This window comes from Myxococcales bacterium (assembly GCA_016706225.1).
In the GTDB taxonomy this organism is placed as follows: Bacteria; Myxococcota_A; Polyangia; order Polyangiales; family Polyangiaceae; genus JADJKB01.
This window is the reverse complement of the sequence record JADJKB010000005.1, coordinates 966,459-989,238: the sequence shown is the minus strand read 5'-3', so window position 1 is coordinate 989,238 and position 22,780 is coordinate 966,459. Positions and strand designations below refer to the sequence as shown.

Genomic DNA, 22,780 nt, shown 5'->3' with positions numbered 1-22,780 from the left:
CTCAGTCGATTCGATAGTAGATGATGTTGCCGCCCGGGTTCGGTTGGAACGCGGCGGCGATGGCCGCTTCGGTGGCGCCTTCGGGCAGATCACCCGGCGGCGGCGGCGTTCCAGTGCTGGGGGCGCCGGCGCCGGCAGCAGCCGCCGCGGTGAGCGCGCTGAGTGCGCCCGGGGCCGCGCCCGGCGGTGGCGCACCGCGGAAATCGACCACGCTGTGGATCCGCACCCGGGTCTCGCGCTGACCCGCCTTCACGTAGCCGGTTGCGTAGATGCTGAACACCATGCTCTCGGTCGTGATGCTCTTGATCGTCTCCGTGTCGGACAGCAGCTGAATCGGCTTCATTTCGAGGGCCGACAGCGCAGCACCGAACATGCCCTTGCCCTTGAGCGCGCTGATGAACGCCTTCGGCGAACCAAACAGCGGTGCACCCGCCGTGAACGACTTCACCAGGTCGAACGCCGTCAGGAACTTGGCCGCCTCGGCCGGATCACTGCACAGCGGCGTGCCCGGCACCGCCGCGCCGCAAATCACTGCCAAGACCGTCTGCGGGTTGGCGGTGTTGACGTTCACCTTGCCCTGACCCCACACCGTCATGACGCGTTTGTCGGGCCGGCTCGGATCGGGATCCACGAAGGTCGACCAGAAGTCCTCCCCCACACCCCGCACCAGTCTGAGCTCGGCCAGGCTGTCGAACGCCGAGTTCTTCCGCGGGTAGGGTTTCTTCAGCAGCTGATAGAACGAGTCCTCTGCCCCGGCCTGTTGCGCCGAGCCGGAGTGCGGGTCGCAGACGTATCCGTCTTGATCGGGATCCGTCCAGTCGATGATCGCACCGCAGATGGCCTGCCGATCGGAGAACTGTCCGTCCCCATCACGATTGTCGAACAAAGGGTCATACTGCGGACCGCCGAGCAGGCCGATCAGCTGGGCCGCGAGCCGCGCCTGGCTGAAAGCATCGCCGCGCGCGGGTGTGTTCACGTTCACCTTGGCGTCTTCATCGATGATCTTCACCTCGAAGCCGGCGCCCTCGAGCCCCAGATTCTTGCCTTCGCTGACGCCCACGCCGGCCAAGCTGAGGAACGCCTCGTTGCCCTCGCTGTCGTTGAACGCGCCCAGCACCCGGTCGGCGAACTCCCAGACCGGGATCTGCGGCGGCCCCTGTTTCATCAGCAGAAACAGCGGCGCCAGCGCCTTGCGAATCGTCGGCTCGGACGCGATCAAGAGCCGTGACAGGCTGATCGAGCTCTTCGCCGCGTACTCCGCCTTCACGGCGTCACGCTGGGAGAGCGCGCTGCCCAGCTCAGCGCTCGTCTCGTCCTGAAACTCCGCCAGCATCACAGCCAGAATCGTCAGCGCCGACAACACCAAGACGATGGCCACACCCCGGTCTCTTCGCCGACGTCGGCGTAGAGCTCGGCCTGCCGCGAAGCGGCGCGGTCGAGGTTGCTGGTTTTCGCGAGCTTGTCTCATTGGGTTGCAAAGGTGAGCGCGCGTTGAATGGGAAGTGCAATCTTGGTCGAGAAACGCAGTGGCTCACGGCCACGGCCCTCGCCCGAGCGACGGCCCTCGTTCAGGACCAAGATCACGCGAACCTGGAGCGGCAATCGGCCGAGCTGTCCGGTGGCCTGCGAGGTGTCCCAGGTCTCGGTCCACTGACCGGTCAGCGGATCTAGGTATTCGAGATCGAATAGGTCGATGTCCGTCGCCAGCACCTCGATGCGACCGCCTCGGTCGGGGCGCAGATCGACCCGCGGGCTCACTCGGCGCACCAGGTGGGTGGTGCCCTGTTTCTTGGGGTCCGTCTCGCCGAAGTAGGCGATCTCCGCCTGGTCGGACTCGTGCGAGTCGCGGTCCACCCGCACGTTGGAGAACGAGGCGAAGTCGACGCGATCCGCCGGCGTGCCTCGGGTGCCGATGAAGGCGGTCTTCACCACCACGATGCTCTGGTCGATGGGCAAGTGAGCGGAGACGTAGGCGCTCTGGAGCTCGCGGGTGATCCGAGCCATGGCCAATCGACCTTCGCGGTAACGATCCCCCACGCGCTGAATGCCTTCGCGGCTGCGTTTCATGCCCGCAAAGGCCGAATAGATCAGGATCGAGATCATCGACAGCACGGCGATGGCAACCAAGAGCTCGATCAGGGTGAAGCCCGCGAGCATACGGCGCAGCTGGCGGCGCCTCATCGTTTGCCTCGCGAGTTGTTGTTGGCCGCGCCGCCGCCGGCGCCTGGCGTCGGGGCCGGGCTCGTCAAGCCTTCGAGCTGATCTCCGAGAGCGCCAAGTCCGGCCGCGGCGTTGGGATCCAGTCCCCCTTGCTGGGGATTGGTCACGTACTGGGTCACCGACAGGTCGCGGGCGTTCGAGCCCTCTTTCCAGTGCACGGTGAGCGTGACTTTTCGAATGCTGGCCTCCAGCATCGGCTTCAGATCCGGGTAGACCATGCTCATCACGAGCGGAGCCATGCCCTGCACTCCACCGGCCGCGGCCCCCGACGAGAGCAGGCTCGACAGTCCGCCGATGCCACCGTCCGCGCCCAGGACCGCCGGACCGCCGGACTGGAGCGCGGCGAGCCCACCAAAAGCACCGAGCCCACCCGGCTCGTCGGCGCCCCCGTCACCGGGGTCACTCAGGTCCTTGGGCTGTGGCAGCTCGACGCGCTCGACCTTCCACGAACACTGGAAGCGGGACTCACTCTCGTCCTCGCAGCAAGCCCCCTCGTCGGTCTGATCGATCAACGAAAAACCTTGGGTCTGCAGCTTGAGCTCGACCTCACTCATCTTGCAGCGCAAGAGCCCCGTGGCAACGCTGAGGTTCTGAGCGCGCTGGGAGCTGGAAAATAGCCCCGCCTGGGAGCTCAGCAGCACGGTCATGCCCAGGCCCAAGATCGCGATCGCGACCAAGACCTCGAGCAGAGTGAAGCCGCGCCGCGTGGGCGTCATCGCTCCTCCTCCAGCTGGCCGAAGTCGTCGTCGGTGCGGACGCCTTCGAGCTTCACCGGCCCGTGCTCGATCTTGCCGCGTCCAGTGAGTGGGCTCACCACCACACTCAAGCCTTCCGTGTCCCCCTCGCGGACGATCTGCACGACCGCGCGTTCGGTGCCGCCGCCGGGCCAGAAGAAGAGGTAGGCGCGGCCAGAGCTGCGCGGCTCTTCGTCGTGTGCGGTCTGAACTTGCTTGAACTTGACGCCGGCACCGAGACCGCGCCCCTTGCCGGGTTCGTCCCCGTCGAAGCCAAACTGTTTCACCGCGCTGAACTTCGCGCGAGGCGCCTTCGGACCATCGATGATGCGTTCGGCCTCGGCTCGCGCCAGCTGCTCGGCCTCCGTGGCGGCCTCGGCACCGCCACCGGTGTTCTTCTCTTCCTTGGCCCGCAGCATCACGTCGCTGGTCTCCTCGAGCAGCAGCCGGTGCTCGTCGAGGTCGAAGACCAGGCGCACCGGGCGACCAGTGGTGTTGGCGCGAGTGACCCCCATGCGTACCGCGCTCAGCACCAAGGTGGCGGCGGCACGCTGACGACTGGAGGTGAGCATGCCGGAGCCGTACACCGCAGCACCGCTCATCAGCGCGATCAGCGCCACGACGATCAACACCTCGATCAGGCTCAGACCGCGCGCTCTGGCGCGCGAGGCTCTGCGCCGGCCGTTCTCGGCGACACGACGAGACCGCCGAGGAGCTCGGTCCGGTTCCCTTCGTCTTGTCGCCAACACGCTCATCCTGCCTCGGTCATTCGCCGGCGCCGGCCTCGGGAGTGGCCGAAGATTTCGGCACGTGAATGTCGTCCTTGGTGCCCTTCTTCTTGTCGGGTCCGGTCGAAGTGACACTCACGTCGCCGTCGGCACAGTTGATCACGTATGGCTGCCCCCACGGGTCCGTGGTGTTCGCCCCAGGATCGAGCTGTTTGTCCTGAACCAGCTGGCTGATGGTCGGACAGTTGGATTCGTTGTTCGAGGCCTGCCAGCTCTGGGTCGCTTGACGGATCACCCGCGCGCCCGTCTCGGCCGTCTTGATCTGCGCCTCTTTGAAGCGCGGTAGCGCGAAGAATGCCACACCACCGGCAACCATCGCGATGATGGCCACGACGATCAGCACCTCGAGGAGCGTGACGCCGCGAGCCTTCTGCCTGCGGCGCAGCAGCGCCAGGATCATCTTCTTTCGTTCGCTCACATCTAGCGTCATGCGGTCTCCTATCTCACTCGATCCGATCGAGCCCACCGGGCTTGCCGTCGGGTCCATCACTCATCAACTCGTAGGCAGCACCTTCGCGCTTGCCCGGACAGATCAAACGCAGGGGACGCCCCCAAGCGTCCCGCGGCGTGGTCTCGAAGCGCGAGCCCTGCACCACCGCGCCGAGCTCCGCCGGGCAGCCCCCATCGTGGTCGGCCATATACGAATCCACCACGGCCCGTGCGTCGTTGAGCGTGGCCCGGGTCTGGCGCACGCCGGCTCGGGTGCGCTCCCGCAGCCCCACCCAGACCACGACGCCGATTACCGACAGTGCGAACAACACCGGTCGCACGCGCCCAAGTCCCAGGCGCCGCACGATCCCCCCCCGCCCTTCCCAGGGAAAGAAGATCCGTTGGTCTTTGCTTCGTCGGCGACGCATGGCTGCTCATTGGACCAACTGGTTCATCTGCATGAGGGGCATCAAGATGCTCATGGCGATGAAACCGACCACCGCGCCGAGGGCCAGGATCATCACCGGCTCGAGCAGGCTGGTCAGCGCCGTGACGCGTGTCTCGACGTCGGACTCGTACGCGCGGCTGACGTTCTCGAGCATGGCCTCGAGCTGACCGCTGCGCTCCCCGACGGCGATCATGTGGATCACCATGGGCGGAAACGCTCCGCTTCGCTTCAGCGGCTCGGCGATGCTCTCCCCCTCGCGGATCGAGCCGATGGCGTCGGTCACGACGCTCTCCAGACGTACGTTGCCGAGCACGTTCCGCCCGATCTCCATGGCCCGCAGTAGGGGCACACCGCTCGAGAGCAAAGTGGAGAGGGTGCGGGTGAAACGCGCCACGGCCACCAGCAGGTTCAGGCGCCCGAAGACCGGCCACTTGAGCTGCAAGATGTCCCAGCGCATGCGCCCTGCCGGCCGGCTCCTCCAGCGCGAGAAGCTCACCCCCACGATCACCGCGATCGTGATCAGCAGCCACCAGTAGTCGGCGATGGTGTTGGACGTGAAGATCAGGAGCTGCGTGTTCCAAGGCAGCGTCTGGCCGAGGTTCTCGAAGATGCTCGTCACCTTCGGCACCACCGCGACCATCAGAAACCCCACCAGCAGACCGCCGATGATCATCATCAAGACCGGATAGGCGAGCGCCGACACGACCTTGCCTTTCAGCCTCGCCTGACCCTCCATGAAGTCCGCCAGGCGCTCGAGAACGTTCTCGAGATTGCCCGAGGCCTCACCCGCCGCGACCATGTTGACGTAGAGCGGCGCGAACACTCGCGGGTGCGCCTCGAGGCTCTTGGCAAAGCTCGTGCCTTCGTTGAGTGTCTCTCGAACGGCGGACAGCACCCGAACCAGCTGCTCTTTCTCCACCTGTTCGGTGAGCGCCGAGATGGAATCCACCAGAGGCACGCCGGCGCGCACCAGGGTCGCGAGCTGCCGGGTCATCACCGCGACGTCGGCGGAACTGGCCCGGCGGAACACCGCGAACAGGTCGATCTCCCGCTTCGACTTCTTCTTTTTTTCTCCCTCTTCGTTGGCGAGGGTGAGCAGCACCCCCTCCTTGCGGAGCAGCGCGCGCAGCGCCTTGGCGTTGTCGGCATCGCGGTAACCCTTGACCGGTTTACCCGAATCGATCTGGATGCCTTTGTATTCGAAGACAGCCATCAGTGCCTCACTCGTCGATCAAGAAATCTTCCTGCGTCGCAGCGACGATTTCCTCCACGGTGGTCTTGCCCTCGAGCACCTTGCGGGCGCCGTCGTCGCGCAGAGAGTCCATGCCCTGGCCTTGTGCCGCGCGTTTGATGCTCTGAGCGTCCGAGCTCGAGAGCACGAGGGCACCCACCGCGTCATCCATCACGAGTAGTTCGTAGATGCCGAGGCGACCGGAGTAGCCCTTGTTGTCACACTTGTCGCAGCCCTTGGCCCGGTACAGCGTCGGCATCTCCGGCTCGCGCCACCCGACCGGGAAGTACTCGACGCCCGGCACCACGTAGCGCGGTGACAGCTTGCGCCCGTCTCGGCGCCGCGTTCGCTCCTTGTCGATGCCCAGCTGCTGAAGCTCGTACTCGCTGGCGGAGTACGGCTCCTTGCAGTGCTGACACAACACCCGCACCAGCCTCTGAGCGAGGATACCGATCACCGTGGAGCGAACCAGGAATGGCTCCATCTCCATCTCGACCAGCCGGGTCACCGCCCCGGGGGCGTCGTTGGTGTGGATCGTCGAGAGCACCAGGTGGCCCGTGAGCGATGCGTGGATGGCAATCTCCGCGGTCTCGCGATCGCGAATTTCGCCGACCATGATCACGTCGGGGTCCTGGCGCAGAAAGGCGCGCAGCGCGCTGGCGAAGGTGAGGCCAATCTTGGCCTGCACCGGCACCTGGTGGATGCCGCCGATCTCGTATTCGACCGGGTCCTCCGCGGTCAGGATGTTGACGTTCGGGCGATTGATCTTGCTGATGCACGCGTAGAGCGTGGTCGTCTTGCCGCTTCCGGTCGGCCCGGTCACCAAGATGATGCCGTCGGGCCGCTCGATGAGGGCGCTCATCAGGTGGTAGTCGCGGCTGGAGAACCCCAGGTCCGTCAGATCGAGCAGCACGTTGGTCTTGTGCAAGAGGCGCATCACGATGCGCTCTTGCTCGCGACTGGTCGGAATTGTCGAGACCCGGATGTCGATGCTGCGACCGGCGATACGCAGGCTGATGCGGCCGTCTTGTGGCAAGCGTTTCTCGGCGATGTTGAGCCCCGCCATGATCTTCACGCGGGCGACCACCGAGCTCATGAACTGACGCGGAGCCCGCCGGGCGATGTAGAGCTCCCCGTCGATGCGGTAGCGGACGAGGACCTCCTTTTCCTCGGGCTCGATGTGGATGTCGCTCGCTCGCTCTTTCACGGCCGTGAAGAACAAACCGTTCACCCAGCGGATGATCGGCGCGTCCTCGTCCGACTCCAGGATGTCGACCTCGTCGTCATCGCTGAGTTTGTCGTCACTCTCGAGCTCGCTCTGGGTGTCCTGCTTCTCGAACACCCGGTTGATGGCATCCACCAGCATCTCTGGCGATGCGACCACCGCGCTCACGGGCTTGCCGAAGGCAGCCCGCACGTCGTCGAGGGCCGACGTGTCCAAGGGATCGGCGGAGAGGACCTCGACCGCCTCCTCACGCTCACCGGTAACCAGGATCTTGTGGCTCTTGCAGTAACCGATGGGCAGGCGCGTGGCGAGCTCGGTCGGGACTTTGCCGATGTCGATGCGCTCGACGAACGAGAGCCCGCACTCCGCGGCCAGCGCCCGGGCCACGTCGGACTCACTGGCCACCTGGGCCTGGACCAGGAGCTCCGTGAGGGACGCGCCCTTCTCCCGCTGCTGCACGAAGAGCGTCTCCAGCATCTCCGCCGTCACCACTCCGCGACGGACCAGGATGTTGCCGAGGGCTCGCTGCTCGATCACGACTACTCCACCCGGTCGACGCTGCGGGCGATGGGGTTGATGCGAATGGGCGAGTCCGCCTCGGAGCGCGGAGGGTTGGGCGTCGGTGCGGGGTTCGCCGGTCGCGGCGGTGTGGCGGGACGCCGCGGGCGGCGCGGGGTGGGCGGAACGGCCTGGGGCGGTTGGGACGGCACCGCTCCGGTACCCGCTCCGGAGCGCACGGAGTGCGGCAGCTCGATGGGCGCGCCGGGCGTGTGCTCGAGGTGCTTCGGTGCGGTGTCAGCCTCGAGGCGCTGCTGCTCCTCGACCGCGAAGTACGATTGGCGGATCTCTTCGAGCAACCCGTTGGTCTTTGCGTAGTCGAGCGGTGGCTTCCAGTCCTGACCGCTGAAGACGAAATACCGATCGATGAACTCCTGGCGCTCCTGCATCTTGCGCTCGAAGATCTTGCGCAGGTCTTCTTGACCGTGGATCACCGTCGGGGTCAGGACCAGGAGCAAGTTCAGCTTCTCTTTGGTGACCTCGGAGTGGCGGAACAGGAAGCCGAGCACCGGCAGATCACCGAGCACCGGGATCTTCTGCCGGCTCTTGCGCTCCGCTTCTCGCATCAGACCGCCGAGCACGATGGTCTGCTGATTGTCGACCTCGACCGTGGTGTGGGCGGTGCGCTTGGTGATCGGCACCACGCCCAACGCGCCCACAGCCGAGCCGGCCTCGCTGATCTCTTGTTCGATCTCGAGCCGGACCTGGTTGGTCTCGTTGACGTGAGGCGTGACCTTGATCTTGATGCCCACGTCCTGGCGCGGAGCATTGAAGCCAAAGCCGCCCGACAGGCTTGCCAGCGCTCCGGCGGCGGCACCGGCCTGACCGCCAGCAAGACCGGCGAGGCTGCCCAGACCCGAACCGCCACCGCCGATGTTGGTCTGCAGCGGCACGTTCTCGCCCACGCTGATCTCCGCTGCGGTGTTGTCCGTCGCGAGGATGTGTGGCGTCGCCAGCACGTTGGCATCTCCGCTCGAGGCAAGCGCCTGGAGCACGACACCGAACGCCGGGATCGAGAGCCCCGTGCCGAGCAGGTTCGACGTGCCCGGCAGCTCGGGACCGCGCGCACCCAGGGCCACACCCTGGAGCAGCTCGGGATTCGCGGGGAACGAGAGGGATTTTCCGGCCTCGAACCCACCGAGGAACAGCGTGTCGCCGCCACCGCCGAGGTTCGCGGTCGTGCCTCCGTGGAACGACACACCGAGGGTGTTCGACTGTTTCACCGAGACGTCCATGATCACGGCCTCGATGAACACCTGCCGGCGAGGGCGATCGAGCTTGCCGACGACCAGGCGCATCGCGGAAAAATCGCGTCCCGACGAGGTCAGCACGAGCGAGTTGGTGGCCTTGTCGGCGATCACCTTCACTTCGCCCTCGAACATGCCCGCCGGGCCTCCCGGCTGACCCGGCGCCCGAGCCGCGCCCTGCAGCATCTGCGTGAGCACGTTGGCGAGCTCCTCGGCCGTCGCGTGCTGGAGCGGCAGGACATGCACCTTGCCCTCGGCGGCCGGTTGCGTGTCGATGCGCTTCATCAGCTCGAGGAGTTTGTTGTAGCTGTCCTCGGTCCCGACCACGATCAGCGAATTCGTCTGCTCGTCGGCAACGACCTTCGAGAGCCCACCACCGCCTGCGCCACCCGCACCCGGACCCTTGTCGAGCTCGAACAGCTCGTTGATCCGTTTGGCCATGTCCGCCGCGGAGCCATAGTGGACCGGCTCGATCCACATGCGCGAGCCGGCGCCGCCGACGTCGATCTCTTCGAGGATGCGGATCATGCGCCGGATGTTGGTTCCGGTGTCGGTCATGATCAGCAGCTGCCCCGGCCCGTAGACGGAGATGTCCGCTTCCTTGCTCTTGAACTTGGAGAGCAGCGCGTTGGCTTCGTCCGCCGAAACGTTCTTGAGTCGGTAGAGCCGCGTGACGTAGCGGTCCGAGGCCGGCACCGGCTCACCCCGAGCGTAGATGGGAGTGGGCGCGGTGACCGAGCCGGCGCTGTCGACGATCTTCAAGAAGCGGCCGTGCGGCAGCACCGTCATGCCGTTCGCCTCGAGGATCGAGAGGAACACCTCGTACGCCTCGCCCAGCGTCACCGGTTCGGGCGAGACCACGGTTGCCTTCACCTGCCGCACCTTCGGCCCGTAGATGAAACGCCGGCCGGTCATGCCGCTGATGTGATTGACCAGCTCAGCGAGATCGGCGTCCTGCAGGTTGAACTTCACCAGGTGCCCGCCTGGTTTCGGCCGATACGGCACGTCCGTGGCCTTGGCGATGGCGTCCGTGCTGTCCGGCAGCGCACCCTTGGCACCCGGTGGTTCCTTTTCACCCGCCGCGGCCGGCGCGGGCGCCGGCGGCGCAGGCGCGCCGGGTTTGGCAGCGGCGCCAGGGCGCGCGAGCGCTTTCGGAACGGCGCCCAGCGCCGGCGTCGGTCGCGCGCGAATGGGGGGCGCCTGCTGCGCCTGAGCGGGCGCGTCCAAAATCAGCGGCAGCGCTGCACTCATCGCCAGAACCCCGAGGGTCGAAAGAGCGGTGCGTTTCATCTCACTTGATCCGGAAGTCGATGCTGAGGGGCTTTCCGCGGCGATTGATCTTCACGTTCAGGTTGCTCGCGGTTCTGAGTCGCGCGTAGGCCTCGAGGGCTTTCTCGGGGCTCGCCATGTTGAAACCGTTGATGGTCTCCAGACGATCTCCCGTCTGAAATCCCAGTGTGCCCAGCAGGGTCTCAGGGCGGATTCCGAAGAGTCGGATCCCGACGACCTTGCCGTTCTGCTGCTCGGGCACGATGCGGGCTGACCGCATCAGCTCCGCCTGGTTCTCCAGGATCTTGTCGACGACGGAGCGGTCCACGTTGAACTCGGTCTCGCTGACCTTCTGGATCTTCGAGGCGATGTCGGCGGGAACACCGCGTGCCGCGCCCTTGGCGGGTGGCGGTTTCTCCCCTTGAGGGGGCGCCGCCGCCGCCGGCGCCGGCGCCGGTTGCGTCGAGAACAGCACGAGCTGGCAGAGCGACCCCGAGTTCGTCATCCAGACGGACGGACTGTTCTCCCGCGGGTTGTACCCGATGTAGGTCACGTCCATGTTGCCGACCTTGTCGCCGACCCGCCGGATCGTGGGGCGCGCTTCGCCGGGTCCCTGGAGAGCCGCGATGGACCAGGTTGGATCCGTGGACTCGGTGATGATGCTGACGCGTACGCCGTCGCACTGCGCCGCGGCGAGTGGATCCGACAGGTCTGCTTTTGGCGTTGGCAGCGAGCTCATGTCGAGCTCCGCTGCGTTCAGCGGGCCGGTCACGGAGTCGAACGGGTTGCGCGACAAGATCGGCTCGCCGCTCCGGGTCGCGACTTCGATTCGGCCCGGGAGCGCCGTCGGCATGCCCTGCGGCGTTTGGGTCAGCGTCTTCTCGTCGGCCCCCAGCGAGGCGCCAAAGAGCTTCATGGCCCCGGACGCCTGGAAGTACGCCATCAAGGCGACCAGCGTCAGCAGGACGGCTGAGAAATACTTCTTGAGCAGGGCGTCGAATGCCACGGGAGCTGGCAGGGCTTAAAGCCAGAGGCGTGCCAGGGTCAATCAATAAAGAAAGCTCGGGATTTCCTGGCGTTACGCGCGGGATTGGAGGCCTTTTGGTCGCCATCCTGGCAACCCACGGCCTTTACGGGTGCTCAGTGTGACAAGTTGTCAGCGGCGACGGGGACGGCGTTGCGGGGGGGTCGAGGCCAGCCGGGTCCGGCTCCGGGCGACAGAACCCCTCCGGCGAGTCCGACTCAGGCGTCCTCACCGAGCTTGCGATAGATGGTCCGCGTCGAGATCCCGAGCAGCTGGGCCGCCATGGATTTGTCCCCGGAGGTGTACGCCAGCGTCTCGCGGATCAGGCGGTGTTCGACCTCTTCGAGCGGAGTTCCGATCGAGAACGTGAGCGCGGACGGGGCGGGCGTGCTCGCCTGAGCGACCGCGTCGGGCAGATCTTCGAGCCGCAGCGTGTCTGTGCGGCACAGGACCGCCGCGCGTTCGATCACGTTCTCGAGCTCACGCACGTTGCCCGGCCACGAGTAGTCCGAGAGCTTGCGCATCACGTCAGCGGGGACGTTCAACCGGGGCCGACCGTTCTTCTTGCAGTAGACCCCCAGGAAGTGATCGACCAGAAGCGGTACGTCTTCGCCGCGGTTGCGCAGCGGCGGCGCGGTCACCGCGATCACGTTGAGCCGATAGTACAAGTCCTCGCGAAAGCGCCCCGCTTCCACCTCCGCCGCCAGATCACGATTGGTGGCCGCCACGATGCGGACGTCCGCCTTCACCGGGTTCCCACCCACCGGTTCGTACTCACCCTCTTGCAGCACGCGCAAGAGTTTGACCTGCACCGCGGGCGACAGCTCCCCGATCTCGTCGAGGAAGAGCGTGCCGCCGCGCGCTCGCGCAAAACGTCCCTCACGCTTGCTCACGGCTCCGGTGAACGCGCCGCGTTCGTGGCCAAAAAGCTCGGCTTCCAGGATCGACTCGGGGATCGCCGCGCAATTGACAGCGACGAACGGACCGCTGCCGCGCGCGCTCTTTTCGTGAATGTAGCGGGCGATGAGCTCCTTGCCGGTGCCACTCTCCCCAAGCACGAGCACCGTGGCGGACGACGGTGCGGCCTGCGTCGCGATGTCGAGCACTCGCCGGAGCGCCGTGCTCTGTCCGACGATCTCCCGTGACGTCAGCAGCTTGAGCTCCTGGCGCAGGGAGCGGTTCTCGGCGACGAGCGAGTGGCGCTCCGCTGCCTTACGAATGCTCTTGACGATGTTCATGCGCTTGAGCGGCTTCTCGACGAAATCGTACGCGCCCTCGCGCATCGCCTGGACCGCGGTCTCCACCGTGCCGTATGCGGTCATCAACACGACCTCGGTGTCCGGCGAGACCTCCTTGAGTGCCCTGAGCAGCTCGACGCCGTTCACTCCGGGCATCATCAGATCCGTGAGCACGACCTGGACGCGGTGTTTGCGCGCAAGGTCGAGCCCCGCCTTCGCGCCATCCGCCGTCAGCACTCGCATGCCTTCCCGCTGAAAGATCTTCTGGAGTGAGACCACGTTGCTCGGTTCGTCGTCCACGACGAGCACCGTCACGTCCGACTGAGTCGGCAGGCCCGCCTCGCTCAGTGGCAGGGGCGTCTCGGTGCTCGTTGCCTCAATGTCACTCATGTCGCCATATTGTCTTGTGTCTGCCGTCATGTCAACGGTGCGTCAACTTGTCGATCCGCGCCGACTTCGTGTCAGCCGGGGCGCGCCAGGCTGGCGGCCCGCCGCAGGCAAAATTGCGCTTTGATTTCCTGCGTCTTCACCGCTGTGCTGGCTGACGCTCCGGGGCTCGGGGTCAGCGAACCAGCTTGGAAATCTGCTTGAAAGCGTCGCCGCTCGCCTGCCCCAGCCAGTCGAAGACCACACTCTCGCTGGTGGTGCGGATGGCGCCGGCCCGCTCACACAGGCCGAGGCCGACCTCCCGGTGGTCCTCGCGGCGTGACGCCACGCCATCGATGGGCACGTGCACCTCGAGGCCCCGCGCGACGAGATCCCGCACGGTCTGGTAGACGCACACGTGGGTCTCCATGCCGAGCACGATGGCAGTCTTCGCCCCGCTCCCTTCGAGCCGAGCGCCGAAGCCCGCCGCGTCACAGGCGCTGAACTGAAGCTTCTCGAAGAACGGTGCGTCTGCGGCCCGCAGCAGGTCAGCCAGCTCCGGCAGTGTCGCGCCGAGCCCCTTCGGGTACTGCTCGGTGACGAGCACCGTGCCGCCCAAGAGCCGCGCTCCTTCCACGAGGATCCGCGCCGCGCGCTTCACACGTTCGAGCTGCTCGGCGGGCATGGCGACCGCGAGGCGGTCCTGAACGTCGACGACGATGACGGCGGTCGTGCGGGGCTCGAGGCGAAGCATGCACGCATGCATACCACCCGGACGACCGCGCGAAAACCATCCCCGTCAGCTCAGGTCAAGTACCTCAGCAGGTCCTTGCGCAGGTCGAACCGCAGCTCGAAGGTGGCGACACGAGCGCCCAGCGCGTCGCTCAGCTCGGCGTGCACGCTGCTCGCGCGGGTGAGCGGCCCGAGCGCGGCGGGCGGTCGGGAGGCATGCAAGCGCCACGTCTGACCGTCCGGCCCGTCGAGCTCGAGATCGTAGCGAACCGCGAACGGTAACCAGCGGTCGAAGACCAGACGCCCGCGGAGCGGAGCGTCCGGCAAGAGGCCTCGCGCCCGTAACGAGCCCGTCACGCTGAGTGAGCGCCCGAGCCCCGGCAATAACAGCGGGCGCTCACCCACCAGCTCGAGCGTCGCGGGCTCGCCGGAAGCGGTCGCCCCCGCGCGAAAGTAACAACCGACCAAGGTCTGGCGAAACGGCTCGCGACGCAGCATGCTCAGCCAGACTTCTTGGGCTCGTGGAAATGTTCCGGGTCGAGGACCAGGCGCTCGACACGACGACCTTCGACCAACGCATCGACGATTTCCTCGGCGTCCTCGAGCCTGACCCTGCCGTAGAAGAAGTGGTCGGGTTCGACCGCGATGCTGGGACCGTACAAACACGTGTCGAGGCAGCTCGAGGTACACGCCCGAGCCTCGAGCTCCGCGAGTCCTCGCTCTTTCAGCAGGTCCTTGAGGCGGGCGTGTAGCTCCAGCGAACCGCGCGCCGCACACGAGCCACGCGGAGCGCCGTCCGGCCGCCTATTCACACACACGAACAGATACCGTCGACGTTGCGCCATGAGAGCCGAAGCGTCGCGCCCCTCGCGCCCGGCGGTCAATAGCCGGCTCTGATTTCGGCGTCAGCGCACGGCGACTGCGCGGACGGATTCGTCCAAGATCTGGCACAGCGCGTCCAGCTCGGAGTCCTCGATGTTGAGCGGCGGTGCCAGGTAGACCACGTTGCCCAGGGGCCGCAGGTAGGCGCCGCGTTTGCGCGCCTCGTCGTACACACGCCAACCACTTCCGGCCAGATAGCCCTCGGCTCCGCCCAGATCGAGGGCGCCGATCATGCCCAGGGCGCGCACGTTCTCGGGCCCAACCACGTCCGCCAGACCCTCGAAGGCCCGAGCGATCCGCGCGGCCTTGGGCCGCGCCCGCTCGAGCACCTGCTCGTCGCGATAAATCGCCAGCACCTCCCGCGCGACGGCCGCGCCCAGAGGATTACCGGAGTAGGTGTGGCCGTAATAAAAGGCCCGCTCGGCGTCACCCAAGAAACCTTCGTAGATGCGCTCACTCACCACGGTAGCGGCCATCGGCAACATTCCGCCGCTGAACGCCTTGGCCGTGCACAGGAGGTCCGGTTTGACGGCTGCGTGCTCGAGCGCCCACATCGGACCGGTGCGACCGTAGCCGGTGAACACCTCGTCCAGGATCAGGAACACGTCGGCGCGGCTGGCGAGCTCGGCGATGCGGGCCAGGTGCTCCGCAGCGTACATGCGCATGCCGGCGGCGCCCTGCACCATCGGCTCGAGCACGATCGCGGCGAGGGTGTCGCTCTCTTCTCTCAGCACGCGCTCCAGCCGCGCGAACGCCCGCGCGTAGCCGTCCGGCTCGACGGGCACGTGGATGCAGTCGAGGAGCACACTGGCGAAGGGCCGACGGAACAACTCGACGCCCGAGAGCGCAGTCGCGCCGAGGGTGTCACCGTGAAATGCGCCGGACAGCGCGACGAAACGCGTCCGCTCGGGGCGCCCATTCTGGTGCCAATACTGCAGTGAGAGTTTCAGCGCGACCTCGACCGCCGTGGAACCGTCATCGCTGAAGAAGACTCGGGACAGGCCGGGCGGGGTGACAGCACACAGCTCGTCGGCCAAACGAGCGACTGGCTCGTGGGTGATGCCTGCCAGGGAGACGTGGCACATCACCTCGGCCTGACGGCGCAGCGCCTCCACCAGTCGCGGGTGACCGTGGCCGAGCGCAGCGGTCCACCAGGATGAATTGCCATCGATGTAGCTCCGCCCGTCGGCGTCGATCAGGCGTGAGCCCTTGGCCTGGGTGAGCACGAGGGGATCGGTGTGGTCCACGTAAGCGCTCATCGGCGTGTACGGGTGCCAGACTCGGCTTTTGTCGAGCCGGACGATGTGTTCACGAAGCGGCACGGCGACCCTCCAAGGACGAGGACGGTGGATGACTGCTGCGGCTCTGCGGTCCTTCCTTGGGAACCAGCACGCGCGCCACGGTTCCCGTCTCCGGCCCACTCTCGAGCTCCAGCCGTCCGCCATGCGCCCGGACGATGCGCTGCACGATGCTCAGACCCAGCCCCGTCCCGCTCGGCCGCGTGGTGAAGAACGGATCACAGGCCCGCGCGAGCACTTCCTCGGCCATGCCCGGACCGGCGTCTCGGATCTCGATGCGCCCGAAGGTCTTGCCTCGCTCGGTCACGGTATCGACCGTCACGGTCACCCGCTCACCGGGAGCGGTCGCCTGCCGCGCGTTGTCCACCAGATTGCCGACGGCGACGCGGAGCAGCGCTGCGTCGGCGACGATCCGCATGTGCTCATCGGCCATGCGCACGTCGAGCTCGCCGCCGCCGCCGTCCTTCCTCGTCATCGACTGCAGCAGCTCGGCGAGGTCCACCTCGGTGGGGCTCAACTTCGCCGGTCGAGCGAAGCGCAATAGATCCGTGACCAGTTGGTTCAACCGCGCAGCCTCTTCGTCGACGATGTCCAGGAGCAGACGCTGGTCCGGACTGCCGACGTCGGCCCGTCGGAGCCCGGCGACGGCATTGCCGATGATCGCCAGAGGGTTTCGCACCTCGTGAGCGATCGATGCGGCCAGCTCACCCACGGCGGCTAGCTGCTCCTTCGTCTCCAGCGTGCTCTGCACCTCGAGCAGCTCCGCGTGAGAGACCCGCAGCTCCTCGGCGGTGTGCCGGAGCATCGTGTTGGCCACCACCAGCTCACCGGCTGTGAGGCCGTAACGCATCACGAGGGTGCTTGCCACCGCGAAGGCATAGAGCATGAAGGCATGGGGCTGGAGAAAGACCGAATCTTCCAGCAGTCCGGTGACCCAACCGATGTCATTTGCCCCGGCCACACACACGAACAACCCGCCCGCGAGCGCGACCAACGCCTCGCGACTGCCGCCGCGGTAGGCTCGGAAGAACAAGACCTGCGACGCGACCAGCTGACAGGCGGTTGTCGCGTAGTACACGAACGCGATCGGAGTCGGGCGGCCGCTACCGTGGATCACCGCTGCACCGAAAACCCGCGGAGTGCTGAACTGCACCGAGCCTGGTACCCACCAATGATCGAAGGCGTTCGCCAGCTCGAACAACACCGCAGCCGCGTAGAACCAGGGCATGAGCTTCTGAGAAACCGCCTGCGACCGGTAGCGCAACGCAAAATGCAGGTTGAAGACCGGGGCAGCGATCGCGCCCGCGTGACCCAGCTTCGACGCGAGGAGCCAGCTCTCGGTGGTGTTGGGCAGCGTGCCCATCGCCATTCCGCCACTGGTGAGCGCGAGAGAGAAACACATCAATCCGAACAAGAGGTAGTCAGCCTCCCGGCGGCCCCACACGTAGACGAGTGCGAAGAACACGCCGAGCGCGACCTGTGCAATGCCCCACGCGAGGAGCACACCGCTGAGCAGCGACGGGGCCATCTCAGGGTTTTTGCCCAGCCGGGGGGCGGAGCTCGCGGTTCACGGTCACGGTCCGTGCGGCCCGACCGCCCTCGATGGCGGTGACCTTGGCGTCGAGCAACACGACCTCCACCTCGAGGTCGCCGCTCGGCGCGTGTCGGACCCTGAGCGGCTGCCACGTGTCGATGCGGCGTTCGAGCAACAGGCCGAGCCCGCGCACCCGGATCTGCGCGCCGCCCGGACCCAGGCGCTCGGGGGTCGCAATGAAGTCGATGGACAGCTCATCCGCAGCCGCGTCGCCGTTGTAGGTGCCCGCAGGCGAAATCAGCGTCACCCGCGGCACCGGCAATTGCTCGAGGGCGCGGTCGCCGACCCAGAACCGCACCGCCGCAAACGGGGCGAGCGACCCAGCATTGCCCCGCACGACCCGCGACTCTGCATCGACCGCACTCAGCACGAGGGAGTGCGGCCCTGGCACGAGCTTGGCCCCTTCATCGACCAAACTCCCGAGCGGAAAACCCGAATCGCTCGCGAGCCGCCTCGGCCGATGTTGGTCGAGGGCAATCACGACGCCCTTTCCGGTTTTTCCAAGGGGCCAGCCCACGATCTTGGTCCGGACGGTGTAGCCCGGCGCCTTGGGGATCAGGAGCCGCTGCTCGGCGAACGGAAACAGGATCTCCAACTTTGCGTTTGGGTCGACGGGCGGCTCCATGGCCTCGATCTCGGGCTTGGGCATCCCGGCATCGGGCACCATCGCGACGACAGCACTGTCGGCAGACGCAGGCGCTCGAGCCGTGGAGGCAGCCGGCACGGCTCGCTCGGGTTCACTCACCGACGGCTGCGCCGGCGCACACGACCACAACGCCAGGATCGAACAACCCAGCAGAAGACGGCTTCTCACCCGCCGCCCGCGCGGTCGGAGAGCAAAGCAAGGAGCTAGCTCGAGCTTCACGCCGAGAAACCTACGGCGGACCGGCGAGCGGCGAAAGTCCGGAGCGGGAAGTTCCTGCGCTTTCCCCGCCGTAGACCGCGACTTTGCCCCGGTGGAGCGCGCGATTTCCCGTAACCCGCCGGCCGAGCCCTCGGCTCCACGTTCGAGCCGGCCATTGCTGCCGCCGGCGCCCCCCACTACCGGCCCGGCGCCAACTCTGGTAGCCGGAAAGGCCCATGAGTTACGTGGTCCTGGCGCGCAAATGGCGACCGATGAGCTTCGACGATCTCGTCGGACAAGAGCACGTGGCGCGAACTCTCGGCAACGCCATCGATGTCGGTCGGGTCGCCCACGCCTTTCTCTTCACCGGGGTACGCGGTGTCGGCAAGACGACGAGTGCGCGCATCTTGGCCAAGGCCCTGAATTGCACACGAGCTCCCGGGACGGTCCCGGCCGGCACGGACGCCGGACCCACCGCGTCACCGTGCTTGCAATGCGCTCCCTGCATCGAGATCGCCGCCGGCAGCGATGTCGACGTGCAAGAGATTGACGGCGCGAGCTACAACGGCGTGGACGAAGTCCGCCGTCTGCAGGAGATGATCCCGTACCGTCCGGCCCGAGACCGGTACAAGATCTTCATCGTCGACGAGGTTCACATGCTCTCGCAGAGCGCGTGGAACGCGTTCCTGAAGACCCTGGAAGAGCCTCCCCCGCATGTGAAGTTCATCTTCGCGACCACGGAGGTCCACAAGGTTCCGATCACCATCCTGAGCCGCGTGCAGCGCTTCGATTTCAAGCTGATCCCGACCCGGCTCATCGCGGACCGCCTGCGCTCCGTCACTCAAAAAGAGGGCATCGGCGCCGACGATCGGGCCCTCGGTATCCTTTCGCGCGAAGCAGCCGGCAGCATGCGGGACGCGATGAGCTTGCTCGACCAGGTCATCGCCTGGGGTGGAGAGACGCTCACCGGCCCGGACGTGTCGCGAGTGCTCGGCGTGGCCAGCCATCAGGTGCTGCACGACATCGCGGCAGCGCTCGTCCGTGGGGACGCGCCCCGCGCGCTCGAAGTGGTCGCCGAGCTATCCAAGCAGGGACACGACATCCCGCACGTGGCCCGCGATCTGCTCGCGCTCTTGCGCGACGTCGTCGTCGCCAAGGTCTGCCCGGACCCAGGTGAGCTGCTCGATCTCGCGGACGAAGAGCGGAGCGACGTCATGGCACTCGCTCAGGGCGCAAACGCCGACGATCTGCTGCGGCTGCACCAAGGCTTCTCTCAGGGCTTCGACGAAGTGGTCCGGAGCGGCCAGCCGCGAGCCGCGCTGGAGATGCTGCTGGTGCGACTCGCGCGGCGTCCGCCACTCTTGCCCATCGACGATTTGATCGGACGGCTCTCGGCGCTCGAGCGTCGCCTGGGCAGGGCGCCGACTCGAGATGCGGCGAGGCCGGAGCGGACCTCGGCCCGCGCGGACTTCGACGCCATGCGACCGGCGGAAGGCCGACCGCGACCGCGAGAGACCCAGAGCCGAGAGCGCCCGAGCCCCCCGCGCGATCGGCGCGAAGAACCTCCATCCGAACCTGCGACGACTGGTCCCGGACCGCGTGCGGCGTCTCGCCCCAGAGACACGGCGCCGACACCCCGCCCCATCGCGGCCGCCGCCTCCCCGAGCGCCCCGCCCTCACGGCGCTCGACCGCCCCCGAGCCCGAACCACCGGAGCCACCCACGGAGACGCCGTCGGCGGACGTGGACATCGTGGCGTTCGTGGGGATCTTGGAGCGCCTTGCAGCGCTGCGCCCCGAGCTGTCTGCTTTCTTCGAGCACGCCGCGCCCCTCAGCCTCAGCCCCACCGAGCTGGTCGTCGGCTTCGAACCGGGCAGTGTGTTTGCGGCACAAGCAGCGGAAAAAGAGGCAGTGGCCGCCCTCACGCGCGCGGCCAGCGAGCATTTCGGCGTCCGCGTGCACGTCGTCGTCGAGCTCGACTCCGAACGCTCTCGCGGCTTCGACACGTTGGCGGCCCAGTCGGCGCGCGAGCGGCGGGCAAAGGTCCAGCAGGCGATCGCCGAGGCCAAGCGGCACCCGAGTGTAACCGACGCCATCGAGGTGCTCGGTGCCCGCATCAAGGACCTGAAGCTCGCTGCCAAGTGAGGGATCCCCTCCGGCGCAGGCCGGCGCGAGCGCTTCCGAGCTGGTTTTTTTCCGAGGTCGCGGCCCGAGGGTGACGCCAGCGCCCCCGTCGAGGCTACACTCCGCCCGTGCTTCCGGAGCGACTCTCTCGATTGATGCAGCTGCTCGGGCGCCTGCCCGGCGTCGGTGAGAAGACCGCGCAGCGCTACTGCCTTCACCTGGCCACCGAGAGCGGCGAGCTCGCCCGCGAGCTCGGGCAAGAGTTGCTCGACGCGGCGGACAGTGTGGGTCCCTGCGAGCGCTGCGGCAATCTGGCCGAGGTCGATCCCGAGAAACATCGGGTGTGTCCGGTGTGCAGGGACTACCGCCGCGACCCGTCACTCCTGTGCATCGTCGCGCGCGTCCAGGATCTTCTCGCAATCGAGCGCAGCGGCGCCATGCGCGGGCGTTACTTCGTGCTGGGACGACTGCTCTCGCCGCTGGACGGGATCGGACCGGAGGAGCTACCCCTCAGCGCACTTCACAACCGCATCGCGACCGACGGCGTGAAGGAGGTCATCATCGCGACCCCGCCGAGCGTCGATGGTGAGGCGACCGCTCTCTACCTGGCGCGGGAGCTCGAGCGGGCCGGCGTGAGCGTCTCGCGCATCGCCAGCGGCGTCCCCCACGGCGGGGATCTCGAGTTTGCCGATCAGATCACCCTGGGCCGCGCCATCGACGGGCGCCGCTCGATGGGGCGCTGAGCCGAAGACGACGCCGCGGAGGGATGTTTTGCGCCGAATTTGCCGGGCGACGGCGACGCAGCCGTGCCCGAGCAAAGCCCGACGCCCGGAGCGCCGACGAGCGGTTGATCTGAGGTCGCGCCGGCGCCAAGATGCGCGCCCGCCATGCCCCGAAAAACAATCTCCACCGATCGAGCCCCGGCCGCCATCGGCCCCTACTCTCAGGCCATCGCGTGTGGAGACTTCCTTTTCTTGAGCGGGCAGATCCCTCTCGACCCGAGCACGGGAGAGCTCGTGACCGGCAACATCGAGCTCGAGACTCGGCGTGTGCTCGACAACCTGGGTCAGGTGTTGGCCGGCGCCGGTGCGAGCTTTGGCGACCTGCTGAAGACCACGATTTTTTTGACGGACCTGGCCGACTTTGCGGTCGTCAACCGGGTATACGGGGAACGCTTCGACAAAGACCCACCGGCCCGCGCCACGGTTCAAGTTGCCGCGCTGCCGAGGGGGGCGCGCGTCGAGATCGACGGCATCGCGCGCATGCCGAGAACGGGATGATCATGGCCCAAGACGAGAAGAAGTCCGAGTTCGACACCAAGCTCACGAGCGTAGGCGCCGAGGGCGCCGTGGCCGCAGTCGAGAGCGCCGGTCCCCGCGCGGCGGAGTTAGTCGAAGCGTGGCTCAAGCTACCAAATGCGGCGGCGGTCGCCGAGGTGGCGGAGCGCGGCACGGGCGCCGCGCGCAAGGCGGCACGGCGGGCCTTGGGCGTGCTGAAGAGCCGCGGAGTCGCGGTGCCAGACCGGCCCAGGGCCGCCAGCCTCTCCGGCCCCAAACACGAAGAGGTGATCGAAGCGTGGATGATGCCACCCGACACCGCCGGCAACACCTTGTTGGTCATCGCCGCCTCCAGGCCTGCGAGCCGTTACCACTCGGCGTTCGTGGTGCTGCACGACGCTCAAGGTGTACACCGCGTCGACGTGATGGAGCAGAGTGCGTCGCAGCTCAAACAGAACATGAGCAAGGCCCTACCGGGCGCGCAGTACAAACCCATCAAGGTCCCGGTCGAATGGGTTCGCCACCGAATCGCCGCCGCGCGCAAGCTCCACGCCGAGCGCAAACAACCCGAGCCGCTCGGATTCACCACCGCCCGCTCGCTGCTGGAGCCGATCCCAGCTATCGCGCCCATGCACCCGTTCGACGATGAAGGGCTAGAGCTCTCCGAGGAGGACGCGCTCGAGGTGGCCAAGACCTCGGCCGCGCTCCACGCCCTGCCAGAATTTCGAGGCTGGTTCCCCACGCGCGCTGCCGTCGAGGAAATGCTGGCGGCGGTCGGCGAGACGGTCCCGCCCGGCACGGAGCCCGATCCCGAGCAAATGCGCGTCGCCCTCGAGGGCGAGATCGTCAAGACCACCGACCGTTATTTCTCTCCCGAGCGCCGGGCCGATCTGACTCGCGCCATGAAGGACAGCGCGCTCAGTATCTTGGCGCGAGAGGGTGAAGAAAAGGCGCTCGAAGTGGCTGCCACCATCGCCGCCATCGACAAGCGTGGGCTCATCACCGATGCGCCACACGAGGTGGGCTTTCTAAAAGGCTTCTTCGAAAAAGCCGTCAGTCTTCTGCTGGCTCAGGGCAACGGCAGCCTGCGCATCCCCGTGCGCCGGGACCCAACGGGCACCGCAACGACAGACGACACACCGGCGGGCGAAGCGCCGGCAGCAGCCGACCCCGCGCCCTGAACCGCACCTGTCCCGGCGCGGAGTCTCAGAGAACAAAATGCGACGCGCCGCTCACCGGGAAGGGGGAGCGGC

21 protein-coding genes are annotated in these 22,780 nt (G+C 67.0%); 4 read left to right on the top strand and 17 right to left on the bottom strand.

Going from position 1 to position 22,780, the window contains the following annotated elements:
* Position 1 precedes the first annotated feature (1 nt).
* From IPI67_12035 to IPI67_11955, 17 genes are all read right to left on the bottom strand, one after another.
* Positions 2-1,378: a general secretion pathway protein GspK gene (locus IPI67_12035; protein ID MBK7580926.1), complete on the bottom strand. Its 1,377-nt coding sequence runs from the start codon at positions 1,376-1,378 to the stop codon at positions 2-4.
* Between the two features lie 86 nt (positions 1,379-1,464).
* Positions 1,465-2,181 carry a prepilin-type N-terminal cleavage/methylation domain-containing protein gene (locus IPI67_12030; GenBank protein ID MBK7580925.1) on the bottom strand — a complete coding sequence of 239 codons (717 nt, stop codon included), beginning with the start codon at positions 2,179-2,181 and terminating at the stop codon, positions 1,465-1,467.
* Positions 2,178-2,936, bottom strand: coding sequence for a type II secretion system protein (locus tag IPI67_12025; protein MBK7580924.1), 759 nt, complete (start codon positions 2,934-2,936; stop codon positions 2,178-2,180). Before IPI67_12025 ends, IPI67_12030 begins: the two co-directional genes overlap by 4 nt.
* The gene (locus tag IPI67_12020; protein ID MBK7580923.1) at positions 2,933-3,586 is read right to left on the bottom strand and encodes a prepilin-type cleavage/methylation domain-containing protein; all 654 of its coding nucleotides are present in this window, start codon (positions 3,584-3,586) and stop codon (positions 2,933-2,935) included. The genes IPI67_12025 and IPI67_12020 overlap by 4 nt, the downstream gene beginning before the upstream one ends.
* A gap of 133 nt (positions 3,587-3,719) precedes the next feature.
* On the bottom strand, positions 3,720-4,172 hold the full coding sequence (locus tag IPI67_12015) for a type II secretion system protein (protein ID MBK7580922.1): 453 nt from the start codon (positions 4,170-4,172) through the stop codon (positions 3,720-3,722).
* 13 nt (positions 4,173-4,185) lie between these two features.
* Positions 4,186-4,599 carry a type II secretion system protein GspG gene (locus IPI67_12010; GenBank protein ID MBK7580921.1) on the bottom strand — a complete coding sequence of 138 codons (414 nt, stop codon included), beginning with the start codon at positions 4,597-4,599 and terminating at the stop codon, positions 4,186-4,188.
* A 6-nt stretch (positions 4,600-4,605) separates the two neighbouring features.
* The gene (gene gspF / locus IPI67_12005; GenBank protein ID MBK7580920.1) at positions 4,606-5,832 is read right to left on the bottom strand and encodes a type II secretion system inner membrane protein GspF; all 1,227 of its coding nucleotides are present in this window, start codon (positions 5,830-5,832) and stop codon (positions 4,606-4,608) included.
* Between the two features lie 7 nt (positions 5,833-5,839).
* The gene (gene gspE / locus IPI67_12000; protein MBK7580919.1) at positions 5,840-7,552 is read right to left on the bottom strand and encodes a type II secretion system ATPase GspE; all 1,713 of its coding nucleotides are present in this window, start codon (positions 7,550-7,552) and stop codon (positions 5,840-5,842) included.
* A gap of 62 nt (positions 7,553-7,614) precedes the next feature.
* Positions 7,615-10,170: a type II secretion system secretin GspD gene (gspD, locus tag IPI67_11995; GenBank protein ID MBK7580918.1), complete on the bottom strand. Its 2,556-nt coding sequence runs from the start codon at positions 10,168-10,170 to the stop codon at positions 7,615-7,617.
* 1 nt (position 10,171) lies between these two features.
* The gene (locus IPI67_11990; GenBank protein MBK7580917.1) at positions 10,172-11,155 is read right to left on the bottom strand and encodes a general secretion pathway protein GspC; all 984 of its coding nucleotides are present in this window, start codon (positions 11,153-11,155) and stop codon (positions 10,172-10,174) included.
* Positions 11,156-11,391: 236 nt separating this feature from the next.
* Entirely contained in the window at positions 11,392-12,801 is a 1,410-nt protein-coding gene (locus IPI67_11985; GenBank protein MBK7580916.1) for a sigma-54-dependent Fis family transcriptional regulator, read from the bottom strand.
* 172 nt (positions 12,802-12,973) lie between these two features.
* Entirely contained in the window at positions 12,974-13,531 is a 558-nt protein-coding gene (locus tag IPI67_11980) for an isochorismatase family protein (protein ID MBK7580915.1), read from the bottom strand.
* A 50-nt stretch (positions 13,532-13,581) separates the two neighbouring features.
* Entirely contained in the window at positions 13,582-14,007 is a 426-nt protein-coding gene (locus IPI67_11975) for a hypothetical protein (protein ID MBK7580914.1), read from the bottom strand.
* 2 nt (positions 14,008-14,009) lie between these two features.
* Positions 14,010-14,354: a (2Fe-2S) ferredoxin domain-containing protein gene (locus IPI67_11970; protein MBK7580913.1), complete on the bottom strand. Its 345-nt coding sequence runs from the start codon at positions 14,352-14,354 to the stop codon at positions 14,010-14,012.
* 60 nt (positions 14,355-14,414) lie between these two features.
* Positions 14,415-15,713, bottom strand: a complete 1,299-nt coding sequence (gene bioA, locus IPI67_11965) for an adenosylmethionine--8-amino-7-oxononanoate transaminase (protein ID MBK7580912.1) — start codon at positions 15,711-15,713, stop codon at positions 14,415-14,417.
* Positions 15,700-17,217, bottom strand: coding sequence for a hypothetical protein (locus IPI67_11960; GenBank protein ID MBK7580911.1), 1,518 nt, complete (start codon positions 17,215-17,217; stop codon positions 15,700-15,702). The genes bioA and IPI67_11960 overlap by 14 nt, the downstream gene beginning before the upstream one ends.
* A gap of 1 nt (position 17,218) precedes the next feature.
* Entirely contained in the window at positions 17,219-18,097 is an 879-nt protein-coding gene (locus IPI67_11955) for a hypothetical protein (GenBank protein MBK7580910.1), read from the bottom strand.
* A 266-nt stretch (positions 18,098-18,363) separates the two neighbouring features.
* Between IPI67_11955 and dnaX the strand changes: the two genes are divergently transcribed.
* The 4 genes from dnaX (at position 18,364) to IPI67_11935 (ending at position 22,708) form a co-directional block, all read left to right on the top strand.
* Entirely contained in the window at positions 18,364-20,271 is a 1,908-nt protein-coding gene (dnaX, locus tag IPI67_11950; protein ID MBK7580909.1) for a DNA polymerase III subunit gamma/tau, read from the top strand.
* A 134-nt stretch (positions 20,272-20,405) separates the two neighbouring features.
* Complete coding sequence (recR, locus tag IPI67_11945; GenBank protein ID MBK7580908.1) at positions 20,406-20,993, top strand: recombination protein RecR; 588 nt, start codon at positions 20,406-20,408, stop codon at positions 20,991-20,993.
* A 144-nt stretch (positions 20,994-21,137) separates the two neighbouring features.
* Positions 21,138-21,530 carry a RidA family protein gene (locus IPI67_11940; protein MBK7580907.1) on the top strand — a complete coding sequence of 131 codons (393 nt, stop codon included), beginning with the start codon at positions 21,138-21,140 and terminating at the stop codon, positions 21,528-21,530.
* A 2-nt stretch (positions 21,531-21,532) separates the two neighbouring features.
* A complete protein-coding gene (locus IPI67_11935; GenBank protein ID MBK7580906.1) occupies positions 21,533-22,708 on the top strand; it encodes a hypothetical protein in 1,176 nt (391 codons plus the stop codon).
* Positions 22,709-22,780: the final 72 nt, after the last annotated feature.